The 21,322-nt window shown below is 47.9% G+C and carries 18 protein-coding genes; all 18 read right to left on the bottom strand.

Going from position 1 to position 21,322, the window contains the following annotated elements:
- Window positions 1-70 precede the first annotated feature (70 nt).
- On the bottom strand, window positions 71-1,198 hold the full coding sequence (locus tag AC3WQ3_RS02610) for a glycosyltransferase family 4 protein (protein WP_492471376.1): 1,128 nt from the start codon (window positions 1,196-1,198) through the stop codon (window positions 71-73).
- Between the two features lie 411 nt (window positions 1,199-1,609).
- Window positions 1,610-2,368: a WecB/TagA/CpsF family glycosyltransferase gene (locus tag AC3WQ3_RS02605; protein WP_492471375.1), complete on the bottom strand. Its 759-nt coding sequence runs from the start codon at window positions 2,366-2,368 to the stop codon at window positions 1,610-1,612.
- Window positions 2,369-2,375: 7 nt separating this feature from the next.
- Window positions 2,376-3,545 carry a polysaccharide pyruvyl transferase CsaB gene (gene csaB, locus AC3WQ3_RS02600; RefSeq protein WP_492471374.1) on the bottom strand — a complete coding sequence of 390 codons (1,170 nt, stop codon included), beginning with the start codon at window positions 3,543-3,545 and terminating at the stop codon, window positions 2,376-2,378.
- The gene (locus tag AC3WQ3_RS02595) at window positions 3,521-5,542 is read right to left on the bottom strand and encodes a DUF5693 family protein (RefSeq protein ID WP_492471373.1); all 2,022 of its coding nucleotides are present in this window, start codon (window positions 5,540-5,542) and stop codon (window positions 3,521-3,523) included. The genes csaB and AC3WQ3_RS02595 overlap by 25 nt, the downstream gene beginning before the upstream one ends.
- 225 nt (window positions 5,543-5,767) lie before the next feature.
- Entirely contained in the window at window positions 5,768-7,489 is a 1,722-nt protein-coding gene (locus AC3WQ3_RS02590; RefSeq protein ID WP_492471372.1) for a phospho-sugar mutase, read from the bottom strand.
- A gap of 112 nt (window positions 7,490-7,601) precedes the next feature.
- On the bottom strand, window positions 7,602-8,033 hold the full coding sequence (gene fabZ, locus AC3WQ3_RS02585) for a 3-hydroxyacyl-ACP dehydratase FabZ (RefSeq protein ID WP_095291326.1): 432 nt from the start codon (window positions 8,031-8,033) through the stop codon (window positions 7,602-7,604).
- Window positions 8,034-8,516: 483 nt separating this feature from the next.
- A complete protein-coding gene (locus AC3WQ3_RS02580; RefSeq protein WP_336782162.1) occupies window positions 8,517-8,744 on the bottom strand; it encodes a DNA-directed RNA polymerase subunit beta in 228 nt (75 codons plus the stop codon).
- Window positions 8,745-8,755: 11 nt separating this feature from the next.
- Window positions 8,756-9,595 (bottom strand): flagellar hook-basal body protein, encoded by an 840-nt coding sequence (locus AC3WQ3_RS02575; protein WP_492471371.1) that lies wholly within the window; start codon window positions 9,593-9,595, stop codon window positions 8,756-8,758.
- A gap of 30 nt (window positions 9,596-9,625) precedes the next feature.
- Complete coding sequence (locus tag AC3WQ3_RS02570; protein WP_337033274.1) at window positions 9,626-10,510, bottom strand: flagellar hook-basal body protein; 885 nt, start codon at window positions 10,508-10,510, stop codon at window positions 9,626-9,628.
- Window positions 10,511-10,612: 102 nt separating this feature from the next.
- Window positions 10,613-11,611, bottom strand: coding sequence for a rod shape-determining protein (locus AC3WQ3_RS02565; RefSeq protein WP_095291319.1), 999 nt, complete (start codon window positions 11,609-11,611; stop codon window positions 10,613-10,615).
- Window positions 11,612-11,829: 218 nt separating this feature from the next.
- Window positions 11,830-12,117, bottom strand: coding sequence for a sporulation transcriptional regulator SpoIIID (spoIIID, locus tag AC3WQ3_RS02560; protein WP_024632710.1), 288 nt, complete (start codon window positions 12,115-12,117; stop codon window positions 11,830-11,832).
- Between the two features lie 170 nt (window positions 12,118-12,287).
- Window positions 12,288-13,022 carry a M23 family metallopeptidase gene (locus AC3WQ3_RS02555; protein ID WP_095291317.1) on the bottom strand — a complete coding sequence of 245 codons (735 nt, stop codon included), beginning with the start codon at window positions 13,020-13,022 and terminating at the stop codon, window positions 12,288-12,290.
- Between the two features lie 920 nt (window positions 13,023-13,942).
- Window positions 13,943-15,289 carry a stage II sporulation protein D gene (spoIID, locus tag AC3WQ3_RS02550; protein ID WP_492471370.1) on the bottom strand — a complete coding sequence of 449 codons (1,347 nt, stop codon included), beginning with the start codon at window positions 15,287-15,289 and terminating at the stop codon, window positions 13,943-13,945.
- A gap of 398 nt (window positions 15,290-15,687) precedes the next feature.
- On the bottom strand, window positions 15,688-17,034 hold the full coding sequence (gene murA / locus AC3WQ3_RS02545; protein WP_095359959.1) for a UDP-N-acetylglucosamine 1-carboxyvinyltransferase: 1,347 nt from the start codon (window positions 17,032-17,034) through the stop codon (window positions 15,688-15,690).
- Between the two features lie 517 nt (window positions 17,035-17,551).
- Window positions 17,552-17,809 (bottom strand): DUF1146 family protein, encoded by a 258-nt coding sequence (locus AC3WQ3_RS02540; RefSeq protein WP_095291312.1) that lies wholly within the window; start codon window positions 17,807-17,809, stop codon window positions 17,552-17,554.
- A gap of 603 nt (window positions 17,810-18,412) precedes the next feature.
- Complete coding sequence (locus AC3WQ3_RS02535) at window positions 18,413-18,817, bottom strand: F0F1 ATP synthase subunit epsilon (protein WP_336782166.1); 405 nt, start codon at window positions 18,815-18,817, stop codon at window positions 18,413-18,415.
- 63 nt (window positions 18,818-18,880) lie between these two features.
- Complete coding sequence (gene atpD / locus AC3WQ3_RS02530; RefSeq protein ID WP_127537240.1) at window positions 18,881-20,284, bottom strand: F0F1 ATP synthase subunit beta; 1,404 nt, start codon at window positions 20,282-20,284, stop codon at window positions 18,881-18,883.
- A gap of 95 nt (window positions 20,285-20,379) precedes the next feature.
- On the bottom strand, window positions 20,380-21,252 hold the full coding sequence (atpG, locus tag AC3WQ3_RS02525; RefSeq protein ID WP_153980164.1) for an ATP synthase F1 subunit gamma: 873 nt from the start codon (window positions 21,250-21,252) through the stop codon (window positions 20,380-20,382).
- Window positions 21,253-21,322 lie beyond the last annotated feature (70 nt).

Here is a 21,322-nt window from a genome sequence, read left to right as displayed (position 1 = left end):
ACCTTATCCACTTGGATAAGGTTTGGGGCTTGGATAATATTCAAGAATTGCAGTAAACGAGCATATATATCTAGGATTTCGAGCGAGTCTCCGGGTTAATTTTGACGCGTATGCGCATTAGGAAATTAATAACCGGTCTTCTGGTTTTACTTACAAGTCCGATAACTTCTGCACCAACCTGCAGGAAGAACATCATGATACAGATCACGACAAACGTTACCCAGTTGGCTTCGAACATGGCTGCCGACGATTGAATGATCGCCAGCACACCGAAGAATGCGGCAATACCGTAAATGATCAGCACCGTCTGACGATGGCTGAATCCAAGTTCACGCAGGCAGTGATGCAGGTGACCTTTGTCCGGTGAGAAAATCGGTTTCCGTTGTACCGCACGACGAATGATCGCGAAGAAGGTATCCGAGAGTGGTACACCGATAATGATCAGCGGCGTGATGAAGGACACAACTGCAATTTGTTTAAACCCGAGCATGGACAGCATCGCCAGAGAGAAACCAAGGAATAGTGATCCCGTATCTCCCATGAAGATCTTGGCCGGGTGGAAGTTGAAAAACAGGAACCCGATAATACTGCCCAACAGCACAAGGCACATCAAGGCGATCATCGTATTGCCCATCAGGAAGGACATCACGGCAATGGTACCGATCGCGATACCAGACACACCGGCTGCAAGACCATCCAGACCGTCAATCAGGTTAATCGCATTGGTCACACCAACGATCCACAGAATCGTCAGCGGAATGGCCACCCAAGCTTCAAGTGAAGAGTACGCATCCTGAAAAGGAATGTTGACGAAATCCACTCGGATATTAAATCCGAAAACAACGACTGCAGCAGCAACGAGCTGCCCAAGCAGTTTTACTTTGGCTGACAGTTCGAAACGGTCATCCAGTGCGCCAATCAGAACGATAATCGATCCACCGATCAGAAAGGCACTGACAAAGCTCATATCTCTTGTTGTAAACCATGCAGATACAAATGGAAGAAGTGCAGCTACTGTAATGATAAAAGCAAGAAAGATTCCCAAACCACCGAGACGTGGCATGATCCGAGTGTGCACTTTACGTGCATTCGGTGTGTCCATTGCACCTATACTAACCGCGAACTTTTTGACAAGCGGTGTCAGGGCAAGAGCCAGTCCCATCGACACGATAAATCCGATGATAAAGATCGCTACCATTTGAACATTCGACCCCCAATTATAATACCCATACGAAATTATAAATCCCCTGATCTCTTTTTATATATAAAGAAATATTGTTAGCCATATTTAATGAATTCACTTGCACTACAACGGAGAAGTCAGAAATAACCTGTAGAAGCGCAGCGTTCGCCTAAAAGCTTTCTGAAGGAAAGCTACTTCGAAAGCATAAGCTATCACCGGATTTTATCCATTGAGATGGATATCAAAAAAATCTGGGGATAAGAGCGATCGAAAGGTTGTTCTGACGTCGGAGTGACACGGTGCAAGCAAAAGTTTGATTCATTCTTGGCACACATGTAATCCGGAATGAATTATACGCTGATCACACGCGAAACGCCAACCTCAATTTTTAGCAAAAACGTGCATTTTTCTCGTAATAGCCTGTATTTAACGGGCTTTAGTCACGTTTTCTTTGTCCTGGATCACTTTAATCGCGAATTTTGGAAGCGCAAGCATGCGACCTGCACGACTTGGTTCGCGGAGCAGTCGGTAAAACCACTCCAGTCTTAGCTTCTGGAACAGTTTTGGGGCACGTTTACTTTTGCCGGAAATGACATCAAAACTGCCGCCAACGCCCATGGTTACAGGAACCTGAAGCGCCTCCTTATACTTGTGAATCCAGGGTTCCTGCGTATCTGCGCCGCGTGCCACAAACAGCAGATCAGGTGCAGCTTCGCGAATGGAAGCAATCACCTCTTCGTCCTCAGCCGGGCCAAAATAACCGTCGCGATAGCCTACAATACGGATCGCCGGATATTGCTGTTGTAACCGAACTGCCGTTTCTTGAATCACCTCAGGGGTGGAACCGAGCAAATACACACCCCAGCGATAGTTTTCTCCAACGCGCAGCAATTCATGTAAAAGCTCAAATCCGGGTACTCGCTCTGCCACAGGATCCCCACAATAATTGGCAGCCCACACGACACCTGTACCATCCGGTACAATCAACTCGGCAGATTGCATCACTTGCATCATGGATGGATTCTCCAGTGCTGCCATCACCATGATCGGGTTAGCTGTAATGACCTGATGCGGCTTCTTGGACAACACGGCTTCCCGGAGAGTCTCCACCGTTTCTTTCATCGTCAGTTTGGAAAAAGGAATACCATAGATCGAAACGGTAGGTATTGGTCCGGTCTGATTCATCTTTATCTCACCCTTTGCGGCCTAAATAGTTAATAATTTGCTGTGCAGGCACTCTGGCCTCCTGCTTCAGTTCGGTAATACGATCTTCGTTTTCCTTCAACCACTGTGAACGCTGATCCAGAAGAGAGGCTACGCTCTTCGCCAGCTTGTCCCCATCGAGTGCAGTCGTGCTCCCTACAGGCTCACTATCCAGACGGAGCATGAACTGATCGATTTTGGGATCGTATGAGATGGCCACTGGTGGCACATACTGCGATGCGGCATAGATCAAACTGTGCAAACGCATGCCAATGACAACATCACACTTGCTGACTTCCTCCAGCATGAGCTGTGGATCAGTCAGATTCGGAGTTATGCTGACCTCGCTGCCTTTACTAGTGACGTCTCCGAGCATTTCCATAAGAAAACGGGAGGCCTCTTCATCTTTTGGCAAATGAAATGGCATAAAACGCAGATGCACTGCTTTTTTGGCACATAGCTTCTTCAGTCCTGAGGCAATCGCCGTCAGTTCCTTCCGATCGGACTCCCAGAAACGAACGGATACACCGATGACTGGAAGCTTGGTTTGCCCCGCAGATGTACCATCACTCGATTGATCCGGCACAGTCCCCGTCGTAACATTCTTTTCCCTACTACCTTCAGGCAAAGGCAGTCCCATCACCGGGTCAGGCACAACATGAATCTGATTCCACTGCAGTCCAAGTCCGCGCAGATAATCAGCGGATTGTTCATCCCTCACCGATATATACTTACAACCCTTGAATACGGATCGGATCATCGGATTGAAGAATTTACGGTTAACGGGCCCTATTCCCTGAGCATAAATAAACGTAGGTTTTTTGAGCCACTGGGCCAGCTTGATTACACCCAAATAGTAGGGAATGGATTTCAGTCCGGTTGCATCCTGCAGCAAGCTTCCGCCGCCACTGATCAATCCGTCACTTTCCTTGATCGCTTCACGAACTTCCTTCAATTTCATACGGTGAACGGAACGTACCCCATACATGGAGGTCGTCGACTCTGGATCAATGGAGAGCACGATCGGCTCAATGTTGACGCCAGATCTGTGACTCTCCTCTTCCAGTGCAGTCAGAATCGACTTAAGTACCGCTTCGTCTCCGCTATTGCGGAATCCGTAATATCCCGAGATGACTAACTTTTGAGAAGTGGTGACCATTTTTTCCAACATCCTTCCGCTACTTGCCACACACCCACAGCAATGATACCGAAGATTAAGCCGATTCCGAGTCCCATCACTCCGCGAATGAGAGATAATACAGCCGGTGTATGAATATGCGCGAACGTATCCACCATGGACAACTGTCCAATCGCTGCAATAATGAGTACAAAGATGACTTGACGATATTTTAAAGCGGCGAACACGCCAACGATAAACAGCGGGTGTCCCAGCACAAATTCTTTGAACCTTGGTCGTACGCCAAATGTATCTTCCAGCGTTGTACGCAGGAACATCTCAAATGGGGTTACTGAACCCGAGTTCCCTGTACGTGTCAAATAATAATATCCAGCTGCGGCTGCAACAACCGCCAGAACAACCATCAGTACATTAACCGGTGTACGTAGAATTCCTTTGAGCTGCTTAATGGAAATCGTACCCGATCCACGATAAAACAAGATATAAATAGCTACCAGTCCCATTGGAGCAAAGTGCAGCAGGCTCACGCCCCTGAACTGGTTGATGACCAGACTATACGTAATGCTGTTGAGCAATGCGATCATAAACGGCACGGCAAGGAACGACAGAATTGACGTTCTTATATACAATATCAACGTTTGCGCCAATCGACGACCCGCAGATGCATTGGGTTGACGCTGCTGCTGATAATTCACCGTTCTCACCGCAAGCACCATCGCGATGGTTGGTGCGGAGATCGCAACGAGCAAGGCAATCCCCTGCTCAAGCAAGGTTGGTCTCAGAAGGAACAAGCCCGCACTTCCAACCAAACCTAATACAAACACAAGCAAGGTCAACAGTGGTACGAAGTATGACACCATCAAGGTAATCATGGCAATTGCACCAACTAGCGCAACCAGCTTGGCATAACGCTGAATTGAAGATTCTTTTACTGTAAATGCCTCAGCCTGTCCAAGCTCGAATCCGCGCTTCTCCATGCGTTCAATGGCATGCCCTGGCTCACCCAGACTGTTAATCAGGTTCTCAATCGGATCCGTAATCATGGCTTTGGCCGTGTTCCGGCTAGGCCCTGCATTCAAATAGAGCATGCGGATGTTACGGTCTTTGGTAGCGAGCACAAAACGGTCCGCAATCACGTCTACATCCAGGTTGGCATCTCCCTCACTTAACGAATACAAACGAGCAACGTTGTAGTCCGTTTTGTAGGCAAGGGTTTCAAATCCGGATTGAGGTTTCTTCAGATTTTCAATCGCTGCAAGTCCAATGTCATGTTTGTTCAACAATTGTGCGAACTGATCGAGACTCTTCATCTCTACATTATCATTGTACCCTTTCACTGCATCGCCATCAAACAGGATGCGTTTCACGCCATTCTCTTCGAAGAAAGTCAGCAGGCGCTCCATAGATTCCTGGCTGTATGGCACGCTATCCGCAATCCTTGGCAAAATGTAAAACCCTTTATCACGCAGCATTTGGATGGCAACCGGATCCGGCTGCATCGGCTGCATGTTGGCATTCTCCGGAGGAGTCTGCAAAATCAAGCCGCTACGACCTTCAAATTCCCATGGTACCACCGGAATCTGACGATCCGCGAACGTTTGTTCAATGATGGGTGTATAGGTTTGAGCATTTTCTTCGGATGTGAACAACACATACGTAAAGTTCTCGTTAGGAGAAACCACGTTCTGCGTCAGGTTAGCAACATCCTGCCCGTTATATACGGTCAGTTTCCGTGACTTTCTAAGCTCATCCAGCGTACTTTCGAATACGGCCATCGTTGTGACGCCGGCATCTTTCAAACGAGTCAATTGCTCATTCATAAAATCCTGGGGATGGGCTTGATAAGCCGATATATCCAACAGACCTCTATAATTGAATACAAGCTCCACCTTTTTGGCGGACGATTCCGTCTGTACCCGATCACTGATGACAGGGATGGAAGCGATCAGTCCTATAATGACAACAAGCCACAGCCACTTCCGGGAAGCGGTATTCCAATAAAGCCATTTTTGACGCACTACATGTACCTCCTCAAGTGTTGGAACCAAATCCACGTTCAGCTCAAGTAATTCATTCAAATAATTAACGGGTATATACACAGCTTGTGTCAACAAGCCTTCGAATATCCGATCAATCTGCTTCTGACTCTGTAAAAATCACACCTAAAAGAAAAGCCCCTCCGCCAACCAACCTTACGGTGCGGAGAGGCTTTTAACCATTCGTGCTTTGTACAACAATCGTACTTATTGTGCGTCTACTCGCGCCATTACCGTGGAAGCCAAACGTTCAATGCGGCCTTCCGCATCTTCCAGGCTCTCACCACGTACTGCGAAGTACACTTTGATCTTCGGCTCTGTACCGGAAGGACGCAAGCAGAACCATGATCCATCTGCCAAAATGAACTTCAGGACGTTTTCTTTTGGCAAGCCATCCAGACCAAGAGAGTAATCGAGCACATCTTGTACCGCGATACCCGCTACTTCTTGTGGCGGATTGGAACGCCAATCCGTCATTTTCGCTTGGATTTGCGCTACGCCATCCTTGCCTTTCAGTGTACGAGACTCCAGCTTCTCCAGGAAATACCCGAACTGGCTATAGAGCTCCTGCAGGACATCGTACAGTGTTTTACCTTGGTTTTTGTAATATGCAGCAGCTTCTGCAATGAGCATCGAAGCCAGGATGGCATCTTTGTCACGAGCATAGCTGCCTGCCAGGTAGCCATAACTCTCTTCATATCCGAACAAGAAGGTATGACTTCCGGTTGCTTCGAACTGGTTCATTTTTTCACCGATATATTTGAAGCCTGTCAGGGTGTTCATCACTTCTGCACCGTAGTGCTCCGCAATGACTGCTCCCATCTCACTCGTTACAATCGTTTTGACGACTGCGCTGTTGCTTGGCAGCTTGCCTGTCTCTTGCAGACGGCTCAGCACATAATGCACCATGATCGCACCGGATTGGTTGCCTGACAGTACGAAATACTTGCCATCATTGTCTTTCACAACTGCACCCATGCGGTCTGCGTCCGGGTCCGTACCAATCAGAATGTCAGCACCTACGGATTCACCCAGTTTCATGGCAAGTGTGAATGCTTCCCGTTCTTCCGGGTTAGGAGACTTCACGGTAGAGAATTCAGCATCCGGCTGTTCCTGCTCTGCCACAACATGGACTTGCTCAAAACCGATCTGCTCCAATACACGACGAACCGGAATGTTTCCTGTGCCGTGCAGCGGCGTAAAGACGATTTTGAAGTCACGGCCTACGCCTGATTGAATCAGGTCACGACTCAGACTTACGCTGGCAACCGTATCGACAAATGCCTGATCTTCCTCTTCACCCAGCCATACCAGCAGGCCTTGCGCTTCAGCTTCTTCTTGGGTCAGCTTTTTCACATCGGCGAGGGAAGGAACTTCCTGAATATATTGGATGACTTTCTCTGCTTCGTGCGGTACCAGTTGGCCACCTTCATGGTTGTACACTTTGTATCCGTTATACTCCGGTGGGTTATGACTAGCCGTTACCACAATACCGCCCGTCGCTTGCAAGTGACGCACACTGAAGGACAGCTGCGGTGTAGGGCGCAGGGATGTGAACAGCTTGGCTACAATGCCGTTTCCGGCAAGAACCAACGCAGCATCCAGCGTAAATTCTGGCGAGTAGTGACGGGAATCATGGGCAATAACTACAGAAGGTCTGCCTTCCTTGTCCCCATGCTGTTCGAGCAGATAACGTGCAAAACCTTGAGTCGCCCGACCAACGGTGTACTTGTTCATCCGGTTGCTTCCGGCGCCAATGACCCCGCGCAATCCACCTGTACCAAACTCCAGATTTCGATAGAAACGATCCTCCAGCTCTTTCGGCTGATCCTGCAAATCACGAAGCTCCTGTTTCGTCGCTTCATCAATCGAAGCATCCTCCAACCACTGCTGTAACGTCTGTGCTGCTGTTCCGCTTAACTGTTCCATTCCTATAAACCCCTTCCGTCTATATAAATTCAATGGTTTGCTTAGCTGCTTCAGCATCTTGCATCAATCCGTTATACACACACTCTGACTGATGCAAATGCTACGGTTGTAATCAGCTTGGGTCAGACAGTGCAAACATGATTTCGCCTTCAGCGACGACTTTATCTTCCACACGGGCTGTCGCTTTGCCTTTACCGATCGAGCCTTTCAGACGTGTAATTTCCACTTCCAGCATCAACGTATCGCCGGGCACAACTTGTCCACGGAATCGGAAGTTGTCCAGTCCCGCCAAAAAGCCAATTTTACCTTTATTGCTCTCCACGTTAAGAATCGCCGCTGCGCCTACTTGAGCCAGTGCTTCGGTGATCAACACCCCTGGCATTACCGGATATTCAGGGAAATGACCGATGAAGAACGGTTCGTTAATCGTTACGTTCTTCAGACCAACGGCACGTTTGCCATCCTCCATTTCTACAATCTTGTCCACCAATAGAAACGGGGGACGGTGCGGGATAATGGCTTGAATCTGTTTGCTATCGAGCACAGTGTAATCTCCTTTCAGGGTCATTTATTATGAAACTCTCCATAATGGACTGACCATGTGCGTGCTTGCGACCGTTACGGTTACGGATCGTTCTTTCGATCGCTGTTGTTTCTCGAATGTGTACTGAACTATTTATTAAATGGTATACATTCGAAAACAAAGGCGAACGCTTCGCTTCTTTAGAATCGATTCCGTTCCCTCCACTAGTTCTCAGCATGAAATGGACAACCCAACTATTATAAAGTCGAGCTCATATAAATGTAGTTATTTTTTATTTGGTATGAAAAACGCATTTTCGGTTAACACTACTAATATCCTTCATGACTGCAGTAGTGAAGGTTGAGATAAGGGGTCTCTCTTCGCGATGACAATCGTCTTTCGCAGGGGAGGCCTCTTTTGACGTCAAACGTCATCCATCATTATACTGTTTTCAACGCGAAAAAGAAAACTCCTGCATGCGCAGGAGTTTTCGCTATTTCACGATCATGAAGCGAACACCAGATCATATACATGTTTCCAGGTACTCCACTGGAACACGGAGCCAATATCCTGTTTGCCCAGTACCACATAACCAGCGACCATGCCGCCAGCGAGGGCAAGAACAAGCAAGACCGGGATCAGGAACCATCTGGCGACGCGCCATCCACTCTTTTTCTTCTTCTCGACTTCCTTCTTCTCCGGCTTGCTGTTCTGCTTCTGTGTATCTGTCATCGCATTCACCTTTATGCTCTTATAGTGTTGGCAAGACCTGCCATCGAATCACTTGATGTCAGTGCACGTGCTGCCAGCTGATAGGTCCGCTGTCCTTGCATCAATAGTGCCATCTCCTGTGTCAGATCCACGTTGGATTGCTCCAGATAGCCCGCACGAATCGTAGCTACTGCATCACGTGTAGCCGCATTAGCGCCAAACACATCATCCTCGGTCAAGCCGGCATCCAGACCAAACAGATTATCTGCGTATTGCACAAGGCCTTCCGGACGCTCGATGTCTACAAGCTGCAGCTGGGCTCCAATCGTTGCATTGGCTTCATTCCCGCGACGAATCAATAGGTTACCCTTCTCGTCGAAGGCCACTTTACTATTGTTCGGAGCCGTGATCCGATTACCTTGACGATCCAGCGCGAAGTAGCCTTCCCCATTAACCAGCACCATCATCTGCGGTGCGTTAGGGTTCGGGTTAGGTGTTGGATCAGGGACAAAATGGAATGCTCCCTGACGTGTCCACATTTTCTCACCATTCGCTTCAACGGCAAACATCGCGTTGCCTTCGATTGCCAAATCGGTTGGACTACCTGTCTCATTCAGTGTCCCCTGAGACATATCCTTCGTCACGCTCGTCAAACGGGCACCAAATCCCAGATTATATCCCATTGGGGTCGAACGCCCATCAAGCTTATACTTGTCCGGTTGCTGCTGCACCCGGGTCAGTACATCCTCGAACGCCGCCTGCTTGCTTTTATAGCCTGCCGTATTCACGTTGGCAATATTATCGGAAATGACATCCAGACGTTGCTGTATCGCGGTCATCGAGACCTTCGCACTAATCATGGAATTATTCATTTAGTAATTCATCCTCTCTATTGCCGCGCGTTATACACGACCTACATCATTGACAGCTTTGTCCAAACTTCGATCATAGAACTGCACAACCTTCTGATTCGCTTCATATGCACGATAAGCGGCATTCATATCCACCGTAGCTTGGGAAGCATCGACATTCGATCCTTCCAAGTAGCCCTGACGGATCTGCACATTATCTCCCGCAGCCATCATTCGCGCTGTAGCACCTTCCTGGTCATACAGACTAAAATTACCGTCACCCTGACGAACCAGTTGGTTAGGCTGATCAATGACGCTGATTCCAAGCGTAACCCCCGTCGGTGCACCCGTGACTGCATCCACAAGACGGCCTTGCTCATCCACTTTAAATTGGTCCACTGAGCCTGTCAACACAACGGGCTGTCCATTATTATCCAGAACCTGAGCTCCCGTTGAGCTTAATAGTTCTCCTGTTCCGGTAACCTGGAAGTGGCCATCACGTGTATATCTTGTATTGCCTTCCGCATCTCGTACCGTAAAATACGCTTGAGGCTGATAGATCACCGTGCCATCAGCTCGTACAAATTTGCCTGAACCGTCAAAGGCGACAGGTTGTCCCGTCTGCGGATCATTAACGGACAGATTGGACGAGATGGCAAAATCACTCTTTTGACCACTCTCCATAATCGCTCCCTGCAAATTCATGGACAAGCTCTCTTCCGCGAACACCCCTGTGTTCAGCCTGCCCAGCCGCTTCGTCGGAACATTGGCATCTCCACCGACCAACGTAATGAGCATTTCCGGGAAGGAACGGCTTACGCTGTTCACCTGTTTATATCCCGTCGTGTTCGCATTAACAATATTTTGAGTCGCTGTGTCATGGCGGCGTTGCTGCGTAATCATTCCCGCGGTAGCGGTGTACAAACCTCTTAGCATGAATTAACCCCTCTCCTCAAGCGCTTGTCCTGCACTGCAGGATCAATGCTTGTCCGTTCTATTGCCGAGCATAGGCGAAGCTTTGATACTTATATCGGCAGATCAGAACTTTTTCTTAACCACTTGATCCAAATTATTGAGCATAATGCCTGTCCCTTTTACGACACAATGCATCGGATCCTCTGCAACCCATACCGGTACATGCAGTTCATTGGACAAAAGCTCGTCCAGCCCATTAAGCAAAGCGCCTCCGCCTGTCAGCACGACACCCCGGTCAATAATATCCGCCGACAGCTCTGGTGGCGTCCGCTCCAATACCGATTTTGCTGCAACGATAATGGATTGCACGGAATCCCATAGCGCTTCCTGTACTTCACTTCCCGACACCGTTACGGTAACAGGCAATCCGGATACCATATCCCGTCCGCGAATGTCCATCTCGGTTTGGCGTCCAGCCGGGTTTACGGAACCAATTGCAATCTTCAGATCCTCGGCAGTGCGTTCACCGATCATGAGTTTGTACTTGGCTTTGATAAACTTGATAATCGCTTCGTCGAACTTGTCCCCTGCGACTTTAATAGAAGAGGCGGTGACTACGTCGCCCATAGACAGGACTGCAACGTCAGTCGTTCCGCCGCCGATATCCACGACCATATTGCCGCTCGGCTGAAAAATATCCATTCCTGCACCAATGGCTGCCGCTTTTGGCTCTTCTTCCAAAAATACTTCTTTGGCACCGCTGCGCTCCGCAGCCTCACGGATCGCCTTCTGCTCCACGGAAGTAATATTCGTCGGTGCACAGATCAGAATACGCGGGTGGCTGTACCAGCTTCTCGCCCCCACACGATTAATAAAATGTCTGAGCATCGCTTCCGTAATTTCGAAGTCCGCAATAACGCCGTCACGCAGCGGTCGGATGGCAACAATGTTACCCGGAGTACGCCCCACCATACGACGCGCTTCTTCCCCAACAGCAAGGACCCGCTTCGTATCGCTTTCAATGGTCACGACGGAAGGTTCATCGAGGACGACCCCACTTCCTTTCACGTGAATAAGCACGTTCGCCGTGCCAAGATCAATACCGATATCCTTGCTTAACATAAAAGAGCCCCCAAAGTGATATTATTTGGTCAGCGTATCCTGTGAAAAAGAGTCCCTTATCACGTCACCGCTCGTTCGACAAAGTGCAACATATATATGTAAAAATCGGGCTGATAAGATGTCATAATTCGATCCTGTACCAGCTTTTAACATATCATACTTCAGGGGAGGGATTCAATCCATGTGTGAGCTTTTTGGCCTACGTCTTTTCGCGATGGTTACGATTTAGCGGAAGCCAGAACTTCACGCTTTTTGCCACTTGTTTTTTTGTATTTGATTTTCGTCGCTTCGCCGCCCCGCAAGTGGCGGATGGACTTGTGGTACTCCAGGATATGTTTCACCTGGTCAGCAAGATCAGGGTTGATTTCCGGCAGACGCTCCGTCAGGTCCTTATGCACAGTACTCTTTGACACGCCGAATTCTTTGGCAATGGTACGGACCGTATTCCTCGTCTCGACAATGCAGCGACCTATTTTTATGGTCCGTTCCTTGATGTAATCGTGCACGCTCCCGCCTCCCTACTGTGTGGATAGTTTGGTACATTATATGAGGAGCATGCCTATATATTCACGGTTTAGAGGTGTGACAAGCTTCGGAGGTCCCAATAATTTCTGAAAAGCACAAAAAAAGCAGAGGAGATTTCCCTCTGCCCTTTTCATTCTGCGTTAAAAATCATTTATTTTTCCGGAAGATATCCTTGCGGGTTAACGGGTTGACCGTCTTCGTATACTTCGAAGTGCAGGTGGTTGCCAAGCGTCTTTTCCAGTTCATTTACGCCAGCAGATGCAATTGCATCTCCCTGTTTCACTTCATCATCCTGTTTCACTTTGACGTCAGACAGGCTTTGGTATACGGTTTTGAGGTTATCACTGTGCGTGATTTCCACAACTTGACCCGTCAGCGGATTTTGCTCCACCCGTGTCACTTTACCGCCGAGTGCTGCTTTTACTTCAAATGATTTGTTATCCCCACGCGCCAGGTCTACGCCTGTGTTCGGAATAAACGTATCGTTGTACTGCACCATTGCGGCTTCATGTTCTTCGGTAGAGCCTTCGTTCTCATAGAACGGTTTAACCACAGAGATTTCCGACGGACTTGCTACTGGCCATGCAAAACTTTCCGACTGGGCGACAACTTCCACACTTTCTTCTCCACCAACTGCTGTTTCTTCTGTACCCGATGCTCCTGTTTCTACTACTCCACTAGCAGGATCGGAGTTCAGCGTTTTCTCGCCTGTACCCTGATAGACCCACACTAATGTTAGTATAATGCCTGCTGCTGCGATGTAGGCTGCCGGGAAGACCCAACGTTTGGACATTGCTCTTTTCCATGAAGAGGGCTGGCTGGCCGGTACTCCTTGAGTTGTTTTAGGAGTTTCTTCTTGGACTGTTTTTTTGTTTTGTTCATTCATCTTGATCACCTCAGTAACAAGTGTTACCGGGTGCAACTCTTTTATACACGCGCGACTCTAATTTTTTTCACAGAGGTTTCAGAGACTGCTATATATGTGGATGAGTGGTTAGTGCGTGCGCCGCTTCGGTGCCAGAAAACCTTTCGACCGCTGTTACTCCCGGATTTCTTCTATCACCTTCTTCAAAGGGAGAAATCCAGGAGTAAAGGCAAGCTTATGCTTCCGAGGCAGCTTTCTTCCAGAAAGCTTTTGGCTTCGCTTCTACAGGTCTTTTCTGCGCTCTCCGTTCCGGTGTAACTACGGTTCAGACTGATATAGCCAAGTCTTAAAAGCTCCAGAATGGGTGGTTGGTAGAAAAGCCCGGATTGGCTGTATTGGCCAATCCCTTTATAAAGTGAGTTTATCGGCTGATAGCGATGTGACACGATATAGGACGGATTGGATAAACCGATTTATTGCGCTCTAGGCTCGTTATAGTGAGATGAGAGAATGGTGAGGCCCCGGCACTAATGAGTGTTCCATCTAACCTCGAGATTAGATTAATGGAATACTTCTAACGAACCTGAGTGGTCTTATTAGAGAGAAATTCACAGCTTGGGAATTCTAACGAATTGTTGACACTCTGATTAATCTTTTGGGCAAAGTATATCGGTTTAATTGCGTATATGTCTTGATATAACGTGTCTGAGATTCGTTAAAGTTTCCAATCGAATAATATGGCCCAATAAGGTATCTCAGATTCGTTAGAGTTAATGGTGTATAGGAAGCACAACCTAACCTTCTCATCTCCGTACACTTGTATTTATTCAATTCATTCAATTCATTCGAATTCATTTGGATTAACTCGCATTTATTCGGATATCTCCGGATTACTTCAGATTGATTCACATTTATTCACATTTATTCATCCGTCTTGTCTCTTATTTCGAGGCCAGCATCTTCGATGCCTGTCCAAATGAGATACCTGTGTAGTAGTGTTTCAGAATCTGTGTCGCGGTGTGTCCCTCCTGCGCCATGCCATTCGCTCCCCACTGGCTCATTCCCACACCATGTCCGTAACCGTAGGTCGTAATCTGCACCTCGTCACCCTCTGTCGTCCAGCTGAATTGACTGGATCTCAATCCAAGCAGCTTGCGCACCTCTGGTCCACTGAACGTTGAACCTGCGATCTGCATCTCCTTAATCCGGTGACCTTCTGTTGTAGACAACACTTCCATCCAGGAGCCGCCCTCCTGGGCAGTGACCGGGATAGCAGTGGCACTCAGATTCAGCTTCTGGAGAATTTCGCTGCGCTTCATTGTGACGGTCTCCTTGAATCCCGGAGCTAACTTCTGGTCCCATGGACTTGCTACACTTTTCAAATAGGGTACGACATTTCCCCATACATCCTCAGCGTTCTCCGTATAACCGTTACTTGTAGAAAAAAAGGATGCAGTAATGGCCTTACCCTGATATGTCATCACGGCGTCCCGGCTTTCGCGGATGGCCTGCTGTAACTTCCCCCATTCCTCCGCTTTCCCCAACCGCGTCCACTCCTTCTCCACCTGATCCGGTGGAATAAACACCTGATGACTGACCGTATCCGTTACATCTGCATCACCTGAAGGTACACCGCTGGTATCGTGCGCTGCCAGCCTTCTGACGATAAAGGTCCGCGCCGCAATGGCCTGTGCCTTCAGTGCCTCAAGCCTGAACTCGGCAGGCATCTCCGCAGCAACAACACCCGTCACATACTCCTCAAGCGGAAGACTCATTGTTGTTCCCGTTGCCGACAGATACACTCTTACATTGGGTTCTGGGTATGTCACTGGCACAGCTGGGACTGGGACGGTGTTCGTTACACTGCCTGTTGATGGTGTAACTGGGATCGGCTTCACCGGATCACTTGCCCGGGGCCACACTAATATAGCAGGGATCAGGAGTGCCAGCGCCAAGATCCCTGCTACAGCAGCAGCTGGTTGCCAGCGCCTGGATCCGCTTGACCACCTGCGTCCTCTTCCGAATGTCCTCATCCGGCGTCTCTTTACTCGGCGGAACTGATCCAGTTCAATGACCGGTCCGCGAATTCCCCTCGACTCACGCTCAGACTGGTCTGATGCTCCTGTTGGGTTTGGATTGATTGTTCTTTTGGCCTCTGCAGCTGCATTTCTGGTACTCATCGCCGTGGGCTTGTCTTTCTCCATTCCGGTATCCGCAGTCTGCTTGGACTCCTCCATCATTGGACGGGGGACAAGGGGCACCTTAACCTGTATACGAGCTTCTTTCATTTCGACATACCCTCCGTTGTACATAGGCCGTCATAGACCGGTCCTTTTGTTCAAATCCATAGTTTAGGGTATGAGCTGTTTCGATCTGATAGAACCTGATTTGAGAGAAAGAAAGAGCTTCTGCTTCTTTTTAATGTTAGATTAACATTGCTCTGCTATAGTGGATAAACCGCCGCTATACAGCCATTTTTGACATGCCTAACCATGCACCGCATTCTCTATTGATGTTCTTTTATTCAATTGTATATATTCAAAAGTTGGACCCACAGTTCTTCCATTAGGACCAGCTATTAATAGAATCAGGTACTGAATCTCGGCTTGCATCTTGTAGCGTTATATGTAAAAAAAGAGCACAAAAAAAGCCAAGCCAGATGGCTTAGCTTTTTGCAAGTCATGATTTAAGCCCAAGTCGGTTGTACCTTGAACATCGGCACTTCTTCCTCAGCTTTTTCGGTTGCAGGCTTAGCTGCGTCCAGTTTCGGTTCTTCAACCGAAATACGGTAAATGTCGGCTCCCAGTCCATTCAGCTTTTCAGCCAGGTGAACGTAGCCACGGTCGATGTGATGAACACCGCCGACTTCAGTAGTGCCTTCAGCAACCAGACCCGCAATAATGAGTGCAGCACCCGCACGCAAATCGGTAGCTGTAACTTTGGCACCCTTCAGTTTGGCATTACCTGTAATGATGGACGAACGGCCTTCCACTTTGATCTCCGCATTCATCAACTGGAATTCATCCACATGCATGAAGCGATTCTCAAATACCGTCTCCGTTACGACACTTGTTCCTTCTGATGCCAGCAAGAGCGCCATCATCTGGGACTGCATGTCAGTAGGGAATCCAGGGTATGGTAATGTTTTCACATCTACTGCCTTGAGTGGACGGTCCGCAATAACACGTACCCCATTCTCATCTGGCAGGATGGTCACTCCCATCTCTTCCATCTTCGCAATAACCGAACCCAAATGATCGGAGATTGCACCTTCGATGTAGACGTCGCCACCAGAGATAGCAGCAGCAGCCATGTAGGTGCCCGCTTCTACCCGGTCAGGAATCACGGTGTGCTTCACTCCAGTGAGTTTCTCCACACCTTCGATGCGAATAACTCCTGTACCCGCTCCACGAACTTTGGCACCCATTCCGTTAAGGAAGTTGGCCAGATCCACAATCTCAGGTTCTTTTGCTGCATTCTCCAGCACGGTAACACCGTCAGCCAGCGTTGCAGCCATCATAATATTTTGAGTAGCTCCGACGGAGGCTACATCCAGATAAATTTTTGCACCACGCAACCGTCCTTGGCTGCGAGCTTCGATATAGCCTTGGCCCAAGCTGATCTCGGCACCCATGGCTTCAAAACCTTTCAAATGCTGATCAATCGGCCGTGTTCCGATGGCACATCCACCAGGAAGCGAAATTCTTGTATGACCCATACGCGTCAATAAAGGCCCCATGACCAGAAAAGACGCCCGCATTTTACTTACCCATTCATACGGGGCTTCGCAGGAAGTAAGTTTTTCCGCATTCACGGTAATCACTTCGTCCCGGTATGTAACACCCGCTCCCAGCGATTCCAACACTTTGTTAATCGTCATCACATCGTCTAGAGGAGGCGCGTCAATAATAACGCTTTGTCCTTCTTCCCCTAGTAGAGAGGCAGCGATGATCGGAAGAACAGAATTTTTAGCGCCGCTAACTTTGACACTTCCGGTCAACCTTTTGCCACCGCGGACGATAAATTTGCTCATCATGGTTCCCTCCGCGCTTTTATTCCCTTTTCTTCATTCCGGAATACGTAAGCCCTCTGTGTTAGAAAGGACTGTTGCTGTGTGTGGAATTTCGACATTACCCGGCAAAAAACGCCTGATGTCTGTTAAGAAAAGAATTGGTTTATAATCCAAAATTGATGATAACACTTGCCGTGCTGATTGCCTGCAAACTTGTAATTAAGGCTTACAGGTCAGCAAAACATCAGGACAGACGGATTGGGATGATTATTAGCCGGTAAACTACCGGGGATCCCGTTTATAACCTAAGGTTAAAGTGAACAATAGTTAATTCCCTAACTTCCATCATAACATTTTTGAATTGTACGATACAAGCATTTTTACATAAAACATCTCAATTCAACCAATTACATGTCACACATTTTTCTTAATTGTTAACAGGTTGGTCATACTCTAATTGTTGACACAATCAATCGATGTTATTCGACAATCAGGCTGCATGAAGAACCTAACAGATGATTAACCAACCATCTCAACATTAAAACAAATGACGCAACATTTGGGTCCACGATAAATAATCAATAACGAACCCGGATACGGCATGACCCAGAATAATGGCAAGCAGCAAATGCAGCAATCTTCCTTGAGCACCCTTCGGCTGTCTGATAATCAGATCAAGCTTCAGGTTTTGCAGCGCCCACCATGCGAGTGCTATACACAATAGCGAAACGACAATCGAAACTAACCCATTTGTGCTTAATGACTGGTTCAACTGATTCGTCAGATCAATATCCATATATTCATTACCTCCACATTTGTTGCAGCAACCAGCGTAATTTTGCTTGTCATCCTTAATTTAAAAGTCATAAGAATGGTTTCTTCCAGCAGAACACAACTGATTCACCGCTGAAGTACCCCATATGGAGATCCTTCGTGTTGCCCATTCATCGAGCAGCACAATCTGGCTGAGAATGATCATGGAATTCATCTTCGCAGCTGGAATCTCTGCTGACTCTATGGAATATAGGCTCTTTCATCATACATTGTCAATTACATTGATTTCCACTTTGAAAATATTTTAATTTTAAACCATCGGGATTTTGTGACTAAAACGACATAAAAGAGCGCTATTTCGATATCGATCTTGTCATTTCCTCGGAAATAATTTGGTTTGATGTGGCCAAAAATGGGTCTATTAGTGGTAACTATCACCACTACTATAGTCCTATACTATATTCAATATCACACCAACGGTGATCATTGTTTACAAAAATTAACGGAGAATCTACATAAAATCATCCAGTAAATCACGATTACTTCACATAAATATGGAAGTCATTTCTGCAAAACACAGCAAAAAAAGCCCGGCAGACCAAGCCGCCGGGCTTCCTTTAATCGTTTATTTGCCGTATACGTTGATCCGGTTAACCGCTTTTTGCAGAGCAATCTCTGCCCGGCGGTGATCAAAGTGGTCCTGGTTGCTTTGGCTGCTGAGACGGCGTTCTGCCCGTTCCTTCGCTGCACGCGCACGATCCACATCGATATCTTCCGGGAATTCGGCACTTTCTGCGAGAACAACAACCTTATCTTTGCGGACTTCGATAAAGCCGCCGCCAATAGCGACCTGCTTGTTATCTTTTCCGTTTTTGATAATAATCGGTGCAATCTGCAACGGAGTAACCATAGGGATATGGCCTGGCAAGATCCCCAGTTCCCCTTCAACACCACGAGCGATGATGCTATCTGCTTGCGCCGAATAGACCAAACGCTCAGGCGTTACGATTTCCAACAAAAAGGTGCTCAATTCCATCCCTCCTGAAACTATCCGAAGGATAGCTCGCTTCATAAGGACAATCCTGGATTCAGATTATACCAGTGTTTTAGCTTTCTCCACTGCCTCTTCAATCGTACCCACGAAGAGGAATGCTGCTTCCGGCAGATCGTCATGCTTGCCTTCGAGAATCTCTTTAAAGCTGCGCACTGTTTCTTTAACCGGAACGTATTTACCCGGAATACCGTTAAATGCTTCAGCAACGTGGAAAGGCTGGGACAAGAAACGTTGGATTTTACGAGCACGGTAAACGAGCGCTCTGTCTTCTTCACTCAGCTCGTCCATACCCAGGATCGCAATAATATCCTGCAGCTCATTATAACGCGCCAAGATGCGTTTAACGCCTTGTGCTACGCTATAGTGTTCTTCGCCTACAACTTCTGGTGCCAAGATCCGGGAGCTGGATGCAAGTGGATCTACCGCAGGGTAGATACCCATCTCGGAAATTTTACGCTCCAGGTTCGTTGTTGCATCCAAGTGAGCAAACGTTGTTGCAGGAGCCGGATCCGTATAGTCATCCGCAGGTACGTAGATCGCCTGGATAGATGTAACCGATCCTTTTTTCGTGGAAGTGATACGCTCTTGCAATTGACCCATTTCTGTTGCCAGCGTAGGCTGGTAACCTACCGCGGAAGGCATACGTCCGAGCAAGGCAGATACTTCTGAACCTGCTTGGGTGAAACGGAAGATGTTATCGATAAAGAGCAACACGTCACGGCCTTCTTCATCACGGAAATATTCCGCCATCGTCAGACCTGTGAGGGCTACACGAAGACGTGCGCCTGGAGGCTCGTTCATTTGTCCGAAGACCATTGCGGTTTTGTTGATAACGCCGGAATCACTCATCTCGTGATACAAGTCGTTACCTTCACGTGTACGCTCACCAACACCCGCGAATACGGAGATACCACCGTGCTCTTGCGCAATGTTGTTGATCAATTCTTGGATTGTAACGGTTTTACCTACACCGGCACCACCGAACAAACCGATTTTACCACCTTTGGCGTAAGGAGCCAGCAAGTCGATAACTTTGATACCTGTCTCCAGCATTTCTGCTTGAGTCGTCAGTTCATCGAATGCAGGAGCAGAGCGGTGAATCGGATTTTTATGTTCAGCAGCAACAGTACCACCAGTATCAATTGCTTCGCCGAGTACGTTAAATACACGACCCAGTGTCGCTTCCCCAACAGGTACAGAGATTGGAGCTCCTGTATCTACTGCTTCCATACCACGTACGAGACCGTCCGTGGAGGACATCGCGATACAACGTACCCGGTTGTCACCCAGATGTTTCGAAGCTTCGAGTGTAAGACTTACACTTACGCCGCTTTCGGTTACTGTAGTGATCGTAATGGCATTGAGGATTTCCGGCAGACCGCCGCGTTCAAACTCGACGTCAACAACCGGACCCATGATGCTCACAACGCGTCCTTTGTTCATCTTAACGTTCCCCTCCTACAAGCCTGCTACTTTGACAAAAATAAAGTTCCGTTCGTTTATCTTTGCAGTGCAAGCCTTCATTAAATAAATAACGGTTAGCCTTGTGCTGCGTTGGCACCTGCCACAATTTCCGTAATCTCCTGCGTGATCGCTGCTTGACGGGCACGGTTGTAAGTCAATGACAAATCATTAATGAGTTTGGATGCATTTTTGGTTGCATTACCCATCGCCGTCATTTTCGCGCCGAGCTCACTCGCCTTACCGTTCAGAAGAGCACCGTAGATCAATGTCTCCGCATAACGCGGAAGCAGAACCTCCAGTACAGCCTCAGCTGACGGTTCGTACTCGTAGCTTGCAGTTGGTCCATTCGCAGCAGATACCTCAGGTGTATCCATAGGAAGAAGACGTTCTACCGTAGGAATCTGGGTCAACGCATTTACAAAGCGGTTATAACAAATGTACAATTCATCAAATTCAGCCAGTTCAAATCCACGAACAGCTTCGTGTGCAATGGATTTGATATCTGCAAATGAAGGCGAATCCGACAGATCCGTTGTCGTGGAAGCCATCGCAATTTCACGCCGTCTGAAGTAATCGCGTCCCTTACGTCCGATTACGAACAACTCATAATCATTCTGGGAGTTATGGCGTTCCTTCAGTGTCTGATTAACCTGACGCAGAATATTCGCATTGTATCCACCTGCAAGTCCGCGGTCTGATGTAATGATTAGATAAGCTGTCTTTTTGACCGGACGGCTCTCTAGCATCGGATGCTGGATGCCTTGCGTGCTGGATGCAATACTAGCCACAACTTCTTTCAGTTTCTCCGAATAAGGACGGGCTGCCTCAGCTTTTTCCTGCGCTTTACGCAGTTTTGCAGCTGCAACCATCTCCATTGCTTTGGTGATCTGCTTGGTGCTCTGTACGCTTTTAATTTGCCGCTTAATTTCGCGCATGCCTTTTGCCATGATTTCACCACCTCAAAACTTTGGCATAGCCAAAGTTACTTCGTAAGCATCAACACAAGTTTTGACATAG

The organism is Paenibacillus sp. FW104-T2, from assembly GCF_058789975.1.
This window is presented reverse-complemented; position numbering and strand designations above follow the sequence as displayed.